Genomic DNA, 12,894 nt, shown 5'->3' with positions numbered 1-12,894 from the left:
GCGCCCCGATACAGGAAGAAGCCCCGGGGGGCGCTAGGCGGGGCTGGCAGCCGGCAGGGACTGCTCGGCGGCAACCCAGGCGAGCATTGCGCACTTGACGCGCGCGGGGAAGCGCGAGACGCCGGCGAAGGCCGCGGCGTCTCCGAGCACCTCTTCGTCGGCCTCCCTTGTGCCGCGCGAGCGCATGACGAGCCGGAACTCCTCGATGAGCTCCGCCAGCTCGCCCGCGGGAAGGCCGGGAGCGGCCTCGGCGAGGACGGAAGCGGACGCCATGGAGATCGAGCAACCGCTGCCTTCCCAGCTCACGCGCTCGACCGCGTCGCCGGCGAACTCCACGCGCAGGCGGATCTGGTCGCCGCAGACGGGGTTGTGCTGGTGGGACTCGCCCCACGGGTGGCCGGCCTCGGGCTCGAGCAGGCCGTCGCCGACGCGGCGCTTGGCGTGGTCGAGGATGATCTGCTGGTACAGCTGCTCGAGGCCGCTCACGAGGCCGCCCCAAAGAAGCCACGGACCCCGGCGACGGCGTCGACGAGCGCGGCGACGTCGTCCTCGGTCGTGTAGAGGTAGCTGCTGGCCCGGGTCGTCGCGGCGACTCCGAGCGCCCGGTGCAGCGGCTGGGCACAGTGGTGTCCCACGCGCACGGCGACGCCGCGGCTGTCGAGGTACTGGCCGACGTCGTGCGGGTGCACGCCCTCGACCTCGAAGACGGCCGTGCCGATCCGCTCGCCGCCCTCTGGACCGAGCAGGCGGACGCCCGGAAGGGCGGCGAGGCCCTCGGCCATGAGGGATCCGATCCGGGCCTCCCAACCGGCGATGCGGTCCATGCCGACCTCCTCGAGGTAGCGCGCCGCGGTGGCCAGGCCCAGCGCCTGTGAGATCCGCTGGGTGCCTGCCTCGAAGCGGTTCGGCGCGGGCAGGAACTCGGCGCGCTCCATCGTCACCGTGGTGATCATCGAGCCGCCCGTGAGGAATGGCGGCAGGGCGTTGAGCAGCTCGGAGCGGCCGTAGAGGGCGCCGATGCCCGTCGGCCCGAGCATCTTGTGGCCGGAGAACGCCATGAAGTCCACGTCGAGCGCCTTGACGTCGACGGGTAGGTGCGGGACGGACTGGCATCCGTCCAGGACGGTGAGCGCGCCGTGGGCGCGCGCGAGCGCAACGAACGCGGCGACATCCGTGACGGTGCCGAGGACGTTGGAGACGTGGGTGAAGGCCACGATGCGGGTGCGCGGGCCGATCACGTCGGCGGCGCGGTCCAGGAGCAGTGCGCCGTCGGGGCCGACTGGGACGTAGGCGAGGCTCGCGCCCGTCCGGAAGGCCAGCTCCTGCCAGGGGATGAGGTTGGCATGGTGCTCCTGCTCGGTCACCACGATCTCGTCGCCCGGTCCCAGCCGGAAGCGCCCGGCCGCCTCGCCTCCGCGGCCGACCGAGGCGTTGGACAAGGCATAGCACAGCAGGTTCAGCGCCTCGGTGGCGTTGGAGGTCCAGACGAGTTCGTCGGTCCGTGCCCCGATGAAGGAAGCGACGGCCGCACGGGCGTCCTCATAGAGCTCGGTGGCCTCGACGGCCAAGGTGTGCGCGCCGCGGTGGACGGCTGCGTTGAACCGCTCGTAGAAGTGCTGCTCGGCGTCCATGACGCAATGGGGGTTCTGCGAGGTGGCACCGGAGTCGAGGTAGACGAGCCCGTGGCCGTTGACCTCGCGTTCCAAGAGCGGGAAGTCGTTGCGGAGGCGGCTGACCTCGGCCGGGTCCAGCGACAGTTGCGCGGTCGCCTCGACGGTGCCTGGTTGCACGGTGGTAAGCCCTTCTGCCGGGTGGTCTGCTCCCGCGCCGGCCGTCGAGGCGGCCTGCGCGCGGATTCCGCTACGGAATGATGCCCTAATCTTCCCACCCATGCGCCCGGAGCACACGTGAGCCGAACCTAACCGTTCCCCGCGCGGACCACGGCGTCGTCGGGGACCGGGATCCGGGACCCACGGGTCGGCCACAGGGGACGAAGGCATGAAAAAGGGGCCGGCAGCGGGATGGGGGTGGCCCAGTCTCAGAGGCCGCCCGCTGCCGGCCCCCGTTCAGGGAGCCATCAAGGCTGCGCACCAGCATATGTGAAAAGTTTGTCAAATGTCATCCTGCGTCACATTTCGTCATCTTGAGGCCGGCATGCCAAGCAAGTGGCCCCGGTTCCCTCCGGTCGACTTCAGGAGCCGTGGAAGCGCTGCTGTGCGGTCGTGAGTCCCTCGCGGATCAACACCTCGACGGCGTCCGCCGCATCGTCGATCAGGAAGGGCAGCTCCTTCTTCTCCGCCGTGCCGAAGTCGCGCAGGACGAAGTCGGCGGTATCCATGCGTCCCGGCGGCCTGCCCACGCCGACCCGGACCCGGTGGTAGTCCCGTGTGCCAAGCGCCTTGGTGATGTCCCGCAGGCCGTTGTGCCCGCCCTCGCCACCGCCGAGCTTGAGCCGGACGGTGGCGAAGTCGATGTCGATCTCGTCGTGGACGGCGATGACGTGGTCCGCCGGGATCGAGAAGAACGCCGCGAGTGAGGACACGGGCCCGCCGCTGAGGTTCATGTAGGTCGAGGGTTTGGCCAGGACGACCCGGGGACCGCCCAGGCCAAGACGGCCCTCGAGGAGCTGCGCCCGGGACTTGTGGGCCTTGAAGGAGCCGCCCACGCGGCCGGCGAGCTCGTCGAGGACCATCTGCCCGACATTGTGCCGATGATGGGCGTAGCCGGGCCCGGGGTTTCCGAGCCCGGCTACGAGCCAGGTATCGCTTGCCATATGAGGCGGGGCGGTCCGCTACTCGGCGGACTCGGCGGCCGGGGCCTCCTCGGAGGCGCCCTCGGCGGACGCCGCGTCCTCGCCCAGGTCGGCGGCGGCCGGGACGTAGATGGTCGCGACGACGCTCTCCGGGTCGGTCAGCAGCGAGGTGCCCTTCGGGAGCACGAGCTCGGAGGCGAGCACGTTGTCGCCGGCCTGGCGGCCCTCGACGCTCACGGTGACGGTCTCGGGCAGGTGGGTGGCCTCGGCCTCGACGGAGACAGTGAAGAGCTCCAGGTCGACGACGGCGCCCGCGGCGACCTCGCCCTCGAGGTGCACGTTGACGTCCACGGTGACCTTCTCGCCCTTCTTGACGGTGAGGAGGTCCAGGTGGTCAACGGTCTGGCGCAGGGCGTGGCGCTGGATGTCCTTGACGAGGGCCAGGTGCTCTTCGCCGTCGATGTCCAGGACCAGGAGGGCGTTGGAGTGGCGGACGGCCAGGGTGGTCTGCTGCTGCGGGAGCAGGATGTGGATCGGCTCTGCACCGTGGCCGTAGATCACGGCGGGGACCTGGTGGGCGCGGCGGGCCTGGCGGGCTGCGCCCTTGCCGAAGTCGGTGCGGAGCTCGGCGGCGATCTTGGTCTGGTCGGTCATGGGATTCTCCCGTACTCGTCGGTGTTTCGGTCTGCCCAGGCATCGGATGAACCTGGACACCGTCACCGGTCCGCGGCATCGCCGCGTTCCTTCCGGGTCCAGCCTCGTCGATCACGGAGCCGCGTCCTTCGGTGGACGCCCTCCCTCGCCTGGGCACTGCCGGCCAGTCTACCAGCAGAACCAGGAAACGCACGACGGCCCCGGCGGGTGCCGGGGCCGTCGTGCGGTGGCGCGGAGAGAGATCAGGCGTTGCCGTCGAAGAGACTCGTCACGGAGCCGTCCTCGAAGACCTCCTTGACGGCGCGCGCGATGAGCGGCGCGATCGAGAGGACGGTCAGCTGCTTGAAGCGCTTCGAGGAGGGGATCGGCAGGGTGTTGGTCACGACGACTTCGCGGGCGCCCGATTCGGAGAGGCGCTGGGCGGCCGGGTCGGAGAACACGGCGTGCGTGGCGGCGATGATGACGTCCTTGGCGCCGGCGTCCTTGAGCACGCGGACGGCCCCGGAGATCGTGCCGCCGGTGTCGATCATGTCGTCGATGAGCACGCACGTGCGGCCCTCGATCTGGCCGACGACGGTCTTGGACACGGCCTGGTTCGGCACGGTGAGGTCGCGGGACTTGTGCACGAACGCGAGCGGGGCGCCGCCGAGCCGGTCGGCCCACTGCTCGGCCACGCGGACGCGGCCGGTGTCCGGGGAGACGACCGTGACGTTGTCGGCCTCGACGCGCGTGCGGATGTAGTCGGCGAGCAGCGGGATCGCGAAGAGGTGGTCCACGGGTCCGTCGAAGAAGCCCTGGATCTGCGCGGTGTGCAGGTCCACGCTCATGATGCGGTCGGCGCCCGCCGTCTTGTAGAGGTCGGCGACGAGGCGGGCGGAGATGGGCTCGCGGCCGCGGCCCTTCTTGTCCTGGCGTGCGTAGGGGTAGAAGGGCGAGACGACGGTGATGCGGCGGGCCGAGGCGCGCTTCATCGAGTCGATCATGATGAGCTGTTCCATGAGCCAGTTGTTCAGCGGCGCCGGGTGCGCCTGGATGATGAAGACGTCCTTGCCGCGCACGCTCTCGCCCGAACGGACGTAGATCTCCCCGTTGGCGAAGTCGTAGGCCGACATCGGCAGCAGTTCGGTCTCGAGCACGGAGGCGATCTCCTCGGCGAGCTCGGGGTGCGCGCGGCCGCTGGCGAGCACCAGCTTCTTGTCGACGTTGTGGCTCAGTTCGCTCATGGGTTCACTTTCTGGTGCCTGATGGGGATCGGTGGAGAGGGGTTCAGGACGCGGGGCCGGACTGGCCGGCCGCCTCGGCGGAGGGGGTGCCGGGGCGCTTGGCTGCCGTCCATCCCTCGGTGTTGCGCTGCGGGGCGACCGAGAGCGCGAGGGCGCCGGCGGGGACGTCCTTGCGCACCACGGCGCCGGCGCCGGTGTAGGCGCCGTCGCCGATGGTCACGGGGGCGACGAACACGGTGTTCGAGCTCGTGCGGACGTGGGAGCCGATGACGGTGCGGTGCTTGTTGACGCCGTCGTAGTTGGCCGTGATGTTGCCGCAGCCGATGTTGGTGTACTCGCCGATCTCGGCGTCGCCCGCGTAGCCCAGGTGGGAGAGCTTCGAGCCGCGGCCCACGGTGACGTTCTTGGTCTCGTAGAACGCGCCGATCTTGCCGGCCTCGCCGAGCTCGGTCTGGGGGCGCAGGTAGGCGAACGGGCCCACCGTGGCGCCGGCGCCGATTGCGGAGGCGGTGACGTCGCTGCGCTTGACGACCGCGTTGATACCCACCTGGGTGTCGGTCAGGGTCGTGTCGGGGCCGATCACGGCGCCCGTGCCGATGGCCGTGGCGCCGTGGAGCTGCGTGCCGGGCTTGATGGTCACGTCCGGGGAGAGGGCGACGCTGGAGTCGATCCACGTGGTGGCGGGGTCGACGACGGTCACGCCGGCGCGCATCCAGCCCTCGACGATCCGGCGGTTCAGCTCCTTGCCGAGCGCGGCGAGCTGGACGCGGTCGTTGGCGCCCTCGACCTGCCAGGGGTCGTCGGTGACGACGGCGGCGACGCGGCCGCCGGCCTCGCGGGCGATGGCCAGGACGTCCGTGAGGTACATCTCGCCTTGCGTGTTGTCCGTCGTGACCTGGCCGAGCGCGTCGCGCAGGACGGCCGCGTCGAACGCGTAGATGCCGGAGTTGACCTCGCGGATGGCGCGCTGCTCGTCGCTCGCGTCCTTGTGCTCGACGATCCCGGTGACGGTCCCGTCGGTGCCGCGCAGGATCCGGCCGTAGCCCGTGGCGTCGTCCAGCACGGCGGTCAGGACGGTCGCGGCGTTGCCGGCGGCGTCGTGGGCAGCGACGAGCTCCTGCAGGAGTCCGGTGGTGAGCAGCGGCACGTCGCCGTAGGTGACGACGATGGTGCCGTCGAGGTGCGGGGGCAGCGCGGCCAGTCCGAGCTGGACGGCGCGGCCGGTGCCGGGGATCCCGTCCTGGTCGGCGATGGTGATGCCGGGCTCGATCTCGAGGAGGTGTCCGACGACGAGGTCGCGCTCGTGCCGGACGACGGCGACAAGCTGCTTCGGGTCGAGCCCCTTGGCCGCGGCCAAGGCGTGCCCGACCATGGAGCGGCCGCCGATTTCGTGGAGGATCTTGGGTTTGGACGATTTCATCCGGGTGCCGGCTCCGGCTGCGAGGACGATGACGGCGGCCGGTGCGGTGGCTTCCACGCTCAAGTTGTGCACTCCCTGCGGTGTTGGCGTTCACGGGCCCGGGCCAGCCCGGGCCAGCCCAGTCTACCGCTTGCCGCGGACCGTCCCTGCGCTGGTTCCGCCCCTAGGATTCGAACCTAGACTGCACGGCTCCAAAGGCCGGCGTGCTGCCATTACACCAGGGCGGAACGTGCCGCCGCGCGGCGGTCCGGCACGGTTAGGTATTCTGCCACGAATCCCCGCCGTGCCATGAACCGGATGACCGGGGAACGGAAAACAGCGCCCGGGTCGCAGGACTCCGCGGGGCTTCAGGCGAGCCGGGCCGCACTGGGACGGGCGTGGCGGCACGGTTAGCCGCCGACGACCTCCGCGGCTTCGAGCCACGCCGATTCGAGGCCCTCCTGTTCCGCCTGGAGCGTCTGCAGACGGGCCGTGAGGTCCTTGAGCTCGTCGAACTCCTGCGCCTCGGCGGCCGCGGCCATCGTCGCCTCGAGCTTCGCCACCTGTTCCGCGATCTTGCCGAGCTGCCGGTCGATCCGGTTCACCTCCTTGCGCGCCTCGCGCTTCTCGGCCTCGCTGGGACCGGCTTCGGCCGCGGCTCCCCCTCCACCCGGAGCGGCAGGGGACGAGGACGACGCCGGGGCCGTGGCCTCGGCGCGCAGTTGCAGGTACTGCTCCACTCCCCCGGGCAGGCCGCGGATCTTCCCGTCGCCCAGGAGCGCGATCTGGTGGTCGGTCACGCGCTCAAGCAAGTAGCGGTCGTGGCTGACGACGACGAGGGTGCCGGGCCAGCCGTCGAGCAGGTCCTCGACCGCGGCGAGCGTGTCCGTGTCGAGGTCGTTGGTCGGCTCGTCGAGCATCAGCACGTTCGGCTCGCCCACGAGCAGGCGGAGCAGCTGCAGCCGCCGGCGCTCTCCGCCGGAGAGCTCCTTGACCGGAGTCCACTGCTTCTCCGTCCCGAAGCCCAGCTGCTCGACGAGTTGCCCCGCGGAGAGCTCGCGGCCCCCGACCTGGAAGACGTTGCGCTCGGCCTGCACGACCTCGATGACGCGCTCCTCGGCGACGGCGTCGAGCTCGCGCACCTCCTGCGTCAGGATCGCCGTCTTGACCGTCTTGCCGCGCTTGAGCCGGCCACCGGTAGGCTCGACCTCCCCGTTGAGGAGCTTGAGCAGGGTCGACTTCCCGGCCCCGTTGACGCCGACGACGCCGATCCTCTCCCCCGGGGCCAGACGCAGGGTGACCTTGTCGAACAAGGGGGCCCCGCCGTCGTACGCCAGGGAGACGTCCTCCAGGTCCAGGACGTCCTTGCCGAGCCGCGCCGTGGCCATCTTCGACAGCGCGACCGAGTCCCGCGGGGCCGGGACGTCGGAGATCAGCTCATTCGCCGCCTCGATGCGGAACTTGGGCTTGGACGTGCGCGCGGGCGCTCCGCGGCGGAGCCAGGCGAGCTCCTTCTTCACGAGCTGCTGGCGCTTGTTCTCCACAACGGCCGCCATCCGGTCCCGCTCTGCGCGGGCCAGGACGTAGGCCGCGTAGCCGCCGTCGAAATGGTCGACGATGCCGTCGTGCACCTCCCACGTCCGCGTGCAGACCTCGTCGAGGAACCAGCGGTCGTGGGTCACGACGAGGAGCGCGCCGGCATTGGCCCTCCACCGCTGCTTGAGGTGCCGCGCGAGCCACGCGACGCCCTCGACGTCGAGGTGGTTGGTCGGCTCGTCGAGCATGACCACCTCGTGGTCCCCGATCAGGAGCTTGGCGAGCGCGACACGGCGCTTCTGCCCGCCCGAGAGGGAGGAGACCTTGGCGTGCCAGTCGACCTCGCCGACGAGCCCGCCCATGACCTCGCGGACCCGAGGATTGGACGCCCACTCGTGGTCCGCGGCGTCGCCGACGATCGCGTGCCCGACCTCGAGGTCGCCGTCGAGGACGTCCTGCTGGTCCAGGAAGCCCACACGGACGTCTCCGCGCTTGGTCACGCGCCCCGAATCGGCCCGCTGGCGCTGCGCGAGCAGCCGCATGAGCGTGGACTTGCCGTCGCCGTTGCGGCCCACCATCCCGATCCGGTCCCCGTCCTCGAGGCCCAGCGTGACGCCGTCCAGGACGGTACGGGTCACGAAGGTGACGGAGACGTTCTCGGCTCCCAGCAGATGTGCCACGGTGCGGTTGTCCTTACGCTTGGTGATGGTGGTTCGGTGCGGCCGTGCGGGGCACCGTCAGACGATCGAGGCGCCGTGCACGGGCCCGTGCACGGCACGGGCCGCCAGGCCCGACTCGTCCTCGAGCTGGTTGGCGATCTCGGCGGCGTGGCGCGGGCCGGCGGCCAGCAGGGCGACCGTGGGCCCGGAACCGGAGACGAGCGAGGCCAGCGCGCCCGCGGCGTCGCCCATCTCCAGGACGGCCGCGAGCTCCGGGGCCAGGTCCATGGCGGCCGGGGTGAGGTCGTTGAAGACGAGCCCCTGCAAGAGGGCGTGGTCGCCGGCGACGAGGGCCTGGACGACGCCCGGGTCGACCTCGCGGGGGGTTTCGACGTCCCGCCCCGCGCGCAGCTCGTCGAGGCGCGCGTAGACCGCCGGCGTGGACAGCCCGTAGCTCGCCGGCAGGATCACCCAGTCGGTGCGGCTGCGCAGGAGCAGGGGCGAGAGCTCGTCCCCGATCCCGAGTCCGACGGCGGCGCCGCCGGAGAGCGCGAACGGCACGTCGGCGCCGAGCCCGGCGCCGATCCTCCCGAGCTCCTCGCGCGTCAGTCCGGTCCCCCAGAGCGCGTTGCACGCCACGAGCGCCGCCGCGGCGTCGGCCGAGCCGCCGCCCATGCCGCCGGCGATGGGCACGCGCTTGACGACCTCGAGGTGCACTCCGCCGGCGTGGCCCGTGGCGTCGGCCAGGGCGCGGGCGGCGCGCAGTGCCAGGTTCGAGGGGCCGAGGGGGAAGTCCTCCGGGTCCGTCACGGCGGTCGATCCGGCCCCGAGGGAGAGGGAGTGCTCGCCGTCGATCCGCGCGGTGGCGACGACGTCCTCGAACAGGGAGATCGCCAGGTACAGGCTCGCGACGTCGTGGTATCCGTCCTCGCGCGGAGGACCGACGCGGAAGTGCACGTTGATCTTGCCCGGCGCCCGTGCGGTGATGGTCCGCGTCATGCGGCTCCCCGCCCCGCCTCGGCGATCCGGGCGAAGTCCTCGATCGCGAGCTTCTCGCCGCGCGCCTGCGGGTCGATCCCGGCGGCCCGGAGCGCCTCCTCCGCACGTGCGGCGCCGCCGGCCCATCCGGCGAGGGCGGCCCGCAGGGTCTTGCGGCGCTGCGCGAAGGCCGCGTCGACGACGGCGAAGACGTCCTCGCGCTTCGCCGTCGTCGCCGGCGGCTCGCGCCGCTCGAATCCGACGAGGCCGGAGTGGATCTTCGGGGCCGGCCAGAACACGTTCATGCCGATCACCCCGGCCTTGCGCAGCTGCCCGTACCAGGCGGCCTTGACGCTCGGGACGCCGTACGTCTTCGAGCCCGGCCCGGCGGCGAGGCGGTCCGCGACCTCGTCCTGGACCATGACGAGCCCGGTCCGCAGGCTCGGGAAGTTCTCGAGCAGGTGCAGGACGACGGGCACGGCGACGTTGTAGGGAAGGTTGGCCACGAGGGCGGTGGGCTCCGCCGGGAGCGAGGTCACCTTGAGCGCGTCGGAGAGCACGACGTCGAGCCGGCCGCCGTGCCCCGGCCGGAATTCCTCGATGGTGCGGGGAAGCCGTCCGGCGAGGACGGGATCGATCTCGACGGCCACGACGTGGCGGGCCACGTCCAGGAGTCCCAGCGTGAGCGAGCCCAGGCCCGGGCCGACCTCGAGGACCGTGTCCTGCGGGTCGAGCTTGGCTGCCGCGACGATCCGGCGGATCGTGTTGCCGTCGATCACGAAGTTCTGGCCGAGCGTCTTGGTGGGACGCACGTCCAGCTCAGCGGCGAGGCGGCGGATGTCGGCCGCCCCGAGCAGGGGCCGCCCGCCGGAGGTCGGGGGCTGGGTCGCGGGATCGTCAGTCACGGGTTCCATCCTAGTTCGTCGATCCGCGCCCTCCGGCCCCTCGTGCGGGCATGGAACACCCGCAGGGCCCCGCCTCGGAACCGGTTCGGTGAACCGTCGAGGCGGGGCCCTGGCGCGTGCGTGCAGCGGCCGCGGGCCGCGGTGCCGGCGTTCCTAGAGGAGGCCGAGCTTCCGGGCGCAGGAGGGCCAGTGGCCCCAGCCGCCGTTCGCGCGCAGGCGCTCGGCGGTCGCGATCTGCTGGGCGGGAGTGGCTTGGTGCGGGTAGGCGGCGTACTGAGTGCCGCCCGCGCCCTGCCAGCTGCGGAGGTTGAACTGGAGTCCGCCGTAGTAGCCGTTGCCCGTGTTGATGGACCAGTTGCCGCCGGACTCGCACTTGGCCAGGGCGGCCCAGGTCGAGGACACGCCGGCCGCGGAGGCGGTCGTGCCTCCGGAGGAGGCGCCCGCGGAGGACGACGACGAGGCCTGGGCGGGCTTCGGGGCCGGCTTCTTCTTGGTCCCGACGGCGATCTTCTCGTCGACCGCGGCGGTGGTGACCGTGGAGGAGACGAGTTCGCTCGAGGCCTCCTTGCCGTCCTTGAGCACGACCTCGTGGACGAGGGTCCGGACGCCGTCCTTGCCGGCGGCGACGACCTTGGTCTTGCCCTCCTCGAGGGTGCCGTCCTTGACCCGGGCAGTGCCGTGGGCGACGGCCTCGGTGGAGGTGCGCTGCTCGGTGGCGACGCGGACGACCTTGACGTCGAGCCCGTCGGCGACCTCGGTGCCGGCTGCCGGCGTCAGCTCGTCGTCCTTGCCGAGCGTCACGTCGGCCTCGGCCAGGACGTCGGCGACCGTGGCGGCCGTCGTGCTCAGGTCCACGGTCTTGCCGTCGACGGCCAGGGCGACGGCCTTGGGGGTCGTGATCTCGATCGGGGTGCTGAGCGAGGCGAGCTCGAGCTCGATGCCGGCGGAGATGTCCGAGCTGTCGGCGACCTTGAGCTGGTCCAGGACGTCGGCGACCGTGAGGCCGGTGGTGTGGACGACGCGGTCGACGCCGTCGATGGAGACGTCGATGGCCTTGGAGCGGTTGACCTCGATCGTCGCGCCGTTCTCGATCGCGGCGTCGAGCGCCGGGGAGACCTCGTCGCGGGCCGCGAGCTCGATCTCGGAGGCCTCGAGGACGTCGGCGACGGTGGTGCCGAAGGTGGAGACGCTCTGCGTCTCGCCGTCGACGACGAGGGCGACGGTCTTGTTGGCCCCCACGAAGGAGACCAGACCGAGGATCAGGGCGGAGAGGACTGCGGCCTGGGCGCCGACCTTGACCCAGCGGTTTTTCAGGGCGTGCTGCACGGAATTCCAAACGTCGGTGTCGTCCGGGCACGGGGAATCGGCAAGGGAGGAGGGGTCCCGTCGAGTCTCACGCGGGTTCCTCCCGTGCTGGCGTCACTGCTGGCACAGGCCTGTAGCGCGGCAGGCGATGGGGCGTACGAACGGAACGTCCCAGCGTGTGCCGCGGGCGGCTTGATACCCGGAAACCTTCCCCGATCCCGGCTACTGAGGCTTAACCGTAACCGTTCCGTTATCAATTGACAACCAAGGAGTCCCTTCGCATCGTGGTCCCCGGGCCCGCCGGCTCAGAACGTTCCGTAGACCGCCTCGGTATTGGCGGCCAGTTGGCGGCACCATTCCTCCACGTCACGCCCCAGATGCGCGGCCATCGAACGGACCGTGTGCGGGATGAGGTAGCTCGCGTTGGGACGGCCCCGGAACGGCTCCGGCGTGAGGAACGGCGCATCCGTCTCCACGAGGACGAGCTCGGGGTCCGCGACCTCGAGCGCCTCCCGCAGCGACGTGGAGTTCTTGAACGTGACGGTGCCCGAGAAGGACAGGTACCAGCCGTGCTCGTTGCAGATCCGGGCGAGCTCCGCGTCGCCGGAAAAGCAGTGGAAGACGACCTTTTCGGGGAGCCTCTCGGAGCGCAGCACCTCGACGATGTCGGCGTGGGCGTCGCGGTCGTGGATCTGCAGGGCCCTGCCCCGGCGGACGGCGATGTCGATGTGGCGGCGGAACGACTCGCTCTGCACGGGCCGGCCCTCCTCGCCGGTGCGGAAGTAGTCGAGCCCCGTCTCCCCCACCGCGCGGACGCGGGGGTGTGCCGCGAGCCGGTCGATCTCGGCGAGCGCGTCCTCGAGGGCGCCCCGGGCGGCGTAGCGCGGCGCGTCGTTGGGGTGGATGGCGACGGCGGCCAGGACGCGCGGATCGGCTGCGGCGGCCTCGACGGCGAAACGGGAGGACTCGACGTCGCAGCCCACCTGGACGACGCCGGGGACGCCGACCGCGTTGGCGGCGTCGAGGGCGTCGGCGACGGAGACCGCGACGAGCCCGTCGCGGAAGTCGAGGTGGGTGTGGTTGTCCGGGACCGGGTACGGGAGCGGTTCGGGGGCGGCCGGGTACTCGAGCCGGCGCCTGCGTCCGGAGTCGTCGCGGTCCCGCCGCGCCGCGCCGCCCGGCTCCAAGTCCTCCCCGCCGGCGCCGGAGCCGGGCGGACGCACGTAGGCGTGCGGAGTCGATCCCGGCACGACCGCGACCCCCGCCGCGACCGAGCCCCCTGCCGTCTGGTTGCCGCCCATCCGGACCGCCTTCCATGCCTCGTTCCCCCGGCGGCCCGGAGCGGCCGCACGCTCCAGCCTAGCGCCGTCGAACGCCCGGACTCCGGTGTGTCCCGCGACACACGAATCCTGAGTAGGCTGGGTGGACGAGTTGTCAATGCCGCCCGCCTCCCCACCGGGGACGGTCCGGCCCGGCCGTCATG

11 protein-coding genes and 1 tRNA gene are annotated in these 12,894 nt (G+C 71.6%); all 12 read right to left on the bottom strand.

Going from position 1 to position 12,894, the window contains the following annotated elements:
- Window positions 1-33: 33 nt before the first annotated feature.
- Window positions 34-486 carry a Fe-S cluster assembly sulfur transfer protein SufU gene (gene sufU / locus ACQ3I4_RS01075; RefSeq protein WP_329859782.1) on the bottom strand — a complete coding sequence of 151 codons (453 nt, stop codon included), beginning with the start codon at window positions 484-486 and terminating at the stop codon, window positions 34-36.
- Window positions 483-1,790 carry an aminotransferase class V-fold PLP-dependent enzyme gene (locus ACQ3I4_RS01070; protein ID WP_329859780.1) on the bottom strand — a complete coding sequence of 436 codons (1,308 nt, stop codon included), beginning with the start codon at window positions 1,788-1,790 and terminating at the stop codon, window positions 483-485. The genes sufU and ACQ3I4_RS01070 overlap by 4 nt, the downstream gene beginning before the upstream one ends.
- A gap of 401 nt (window positions 1,791-2,191) precedes the next feature.
- Window positions 2,192-2,773, bottom strand: coding sequence for an aminoacyl-tRNA hydrolase (gene pth / locus ACQ3I4_RS01065; protein ID WP_329859778.1), 582 nt, complete (start codon window positions 2,771-2,773; stop codon window positions 2,192-2,194).
- Between the two features lie 18 nt (window positions 2,774-2,791).
- The gene (locus ACQ3I4_RS01060; protein WP_329859776.1) at window positions 2,792-3,406 is read right to left on the bottom strand and encodes a 50S ribosomal protein L25/general stress protein Ctc; all 615 of its coding nucleotides are present in this window, start codon (window positions 3,404-3,406) and stop codon (window positions 2,792-2,794) included.
- A 242-nt stretch (window positions 3,407-3,648) separates the two neighbouring features.
- The gene (locus ACQ3I4_RS01055) at window positions 3,649-4,629 is read right to left on the bottom strand and encodes a ribose-phosphate diphosphokinase (protein ID WP_329859774.1); all 981 of its coding nucleotides are present in this window, start codon (window positions 4,627-4,629) and stop codon (window positions 3,649-3,651) included.
- A gap of 43 nt (window positions 4,630-4,672) precedes the next feature.
- A complete protein-coding gene (gene glmU / locus ACQ3I4_RS01050; RefSeq protein ID WP_329859773.1) occupies window positions 4,673-6,112 on the bottom strand; it encodes a bifunctional UDP-N-acetylglucosamine diphosphorylase/glucosamine-1-phosphate N-acetyltransferase GlmU in 1,440 nt (479 codons plus the stop codon).
- Between the two features lie 89 nt (window positions 6,113-6,201).
- A tRNA-Gln gene (locus ACQ3I4_RS01045) sits at window positions 6,202-6,276 on the bottom strand.
- A gap of 162 nt (window positions 6,277-6,438) precedes the next feature.
- The gene (locus ACQ3I4_RS01040) at window positions 6,439-8,244 is read right to left on the bottom strand and encodes an ABC-F family ATP-binding cassette domain-containing protein (protein ID WP_329859771.1); all 1,806 of its coding nucleotides are present in this window, start codon (window positions 8,242-8,244) and stop codon (window positions 6,439-6,441) included.
- Window positions 8,245-8,301: 57 nt separating this feature from the next.
- Entirely contained in the window at window positions 8,302-9,222 is a 921-nt protein-coding gene (locus tag ACQ3I4_RS01035) for a 4-(cytidine 5'-diphospho)-2-C-methyl-D-erythritol kinase (protein ID WP_329859769.1), read from the bottom strand.
- Window positions 9,219-10,115 (bottom strand): 16S rRNA (adenine(1518)-N(6)/adenine(1519)-N(6))-dimethyltransferase RsmA, encoded by an 897-nt coding sequence (gene rsmA / locus ACQ3I4_RS01030; RefSeq protein ID WP_430632651.1) that lies wholly within the window; start codon window positions 10,113-10,115, stop codon window positions 9,219-9,221. Before rsmA ends, ACQ3I4_RS01035 begins: the two co-directional genes overlap by 4 nt.
- Before the next feature lie 144 nt (window positions 10,116-10,259).
- Window positions 10,260-11,432, bottom strand: a complete 1,173-nt coding sequence (locus ACQ3I4_RS01025) for a ubiquitin-like domain-containing protein (RefSeq protein WP_430632650.1) — start codon at window positions 11,430-11,432, stop codon at window positions 10,260-10,262.
- A gap of 284 nt (window positions 11,433-11,716) precedes the next feature.
- Window positions 11,717-12,712 carry a TatD family hydrolase gene (locus ACQ3I4_RS01020; RefSeq protein WP_430632649.1) on the bottom strand — a complete coding sequence of 332 codons (996 nt, stop codon included), beginning with the start codon at window positions 12,710-12,712 and terminating at the stop codon, window positions 11,717-11,719.
- Window positions 12,713-12,894: the final 182 nt, after the last annotated feature.

It is taken from the genome of Zafaria sp. Z1313, assembly GCF_050563205.1.
Taxonomy (GTDB): domain Bacteria; phylum Actinomycetota; class Actinomycetes; order Actinomycetales; family Micrococcaceae; genus JAZDCJ01.
This window is presented reverse-complemented; position numbering and strand designations above follow the sequence as displayed.

Coding starts and splice junctions, on each gene's coding strand:
- pth (WP_329859778.1), bottom strand. CDS start 2,773: ATGGCAAGCGATACCTGGCTCGTAGCCGGGCTCGGAAACCCCGGGCCC.
- ACQ3I4_RS01060 (WP_329859776.1), bottom strand. CDS start 3,406: ATGACCGACCAGACCAAGATCGCCGCCGAGCTCCGCACCGACTTCGGC.
- ACQ3I4_RS01055 (WP_329859774.1), bottom strand. CDS start 4,629: ATGAGCGAACTGAGCCACAACGTCGACAAGAAGCTGGTGCTCGCCAGC.
- ACQ3I4_RS01035 (WP_329859769.1), bottom strand. CDS start 9,222: ATGACGCGGACCATCACCGCACGGGCGCCGGGCAAGATCAACGTGCAC.
- rsmA (WP_430632651.1), bottom strand. CDS start 10,115: ATGGAACCCGTGACTGACGATCCCGCGACCCAGCCCCCGACCTCCGGC.
- ACQ3I4_RS01020 (WP_430632649.1), bottom strand. CDS start 12,712: ATGGGCGGCAACCAGACGGCAGGGGGCTCGGTCGCGGCGGGGGTCGCG.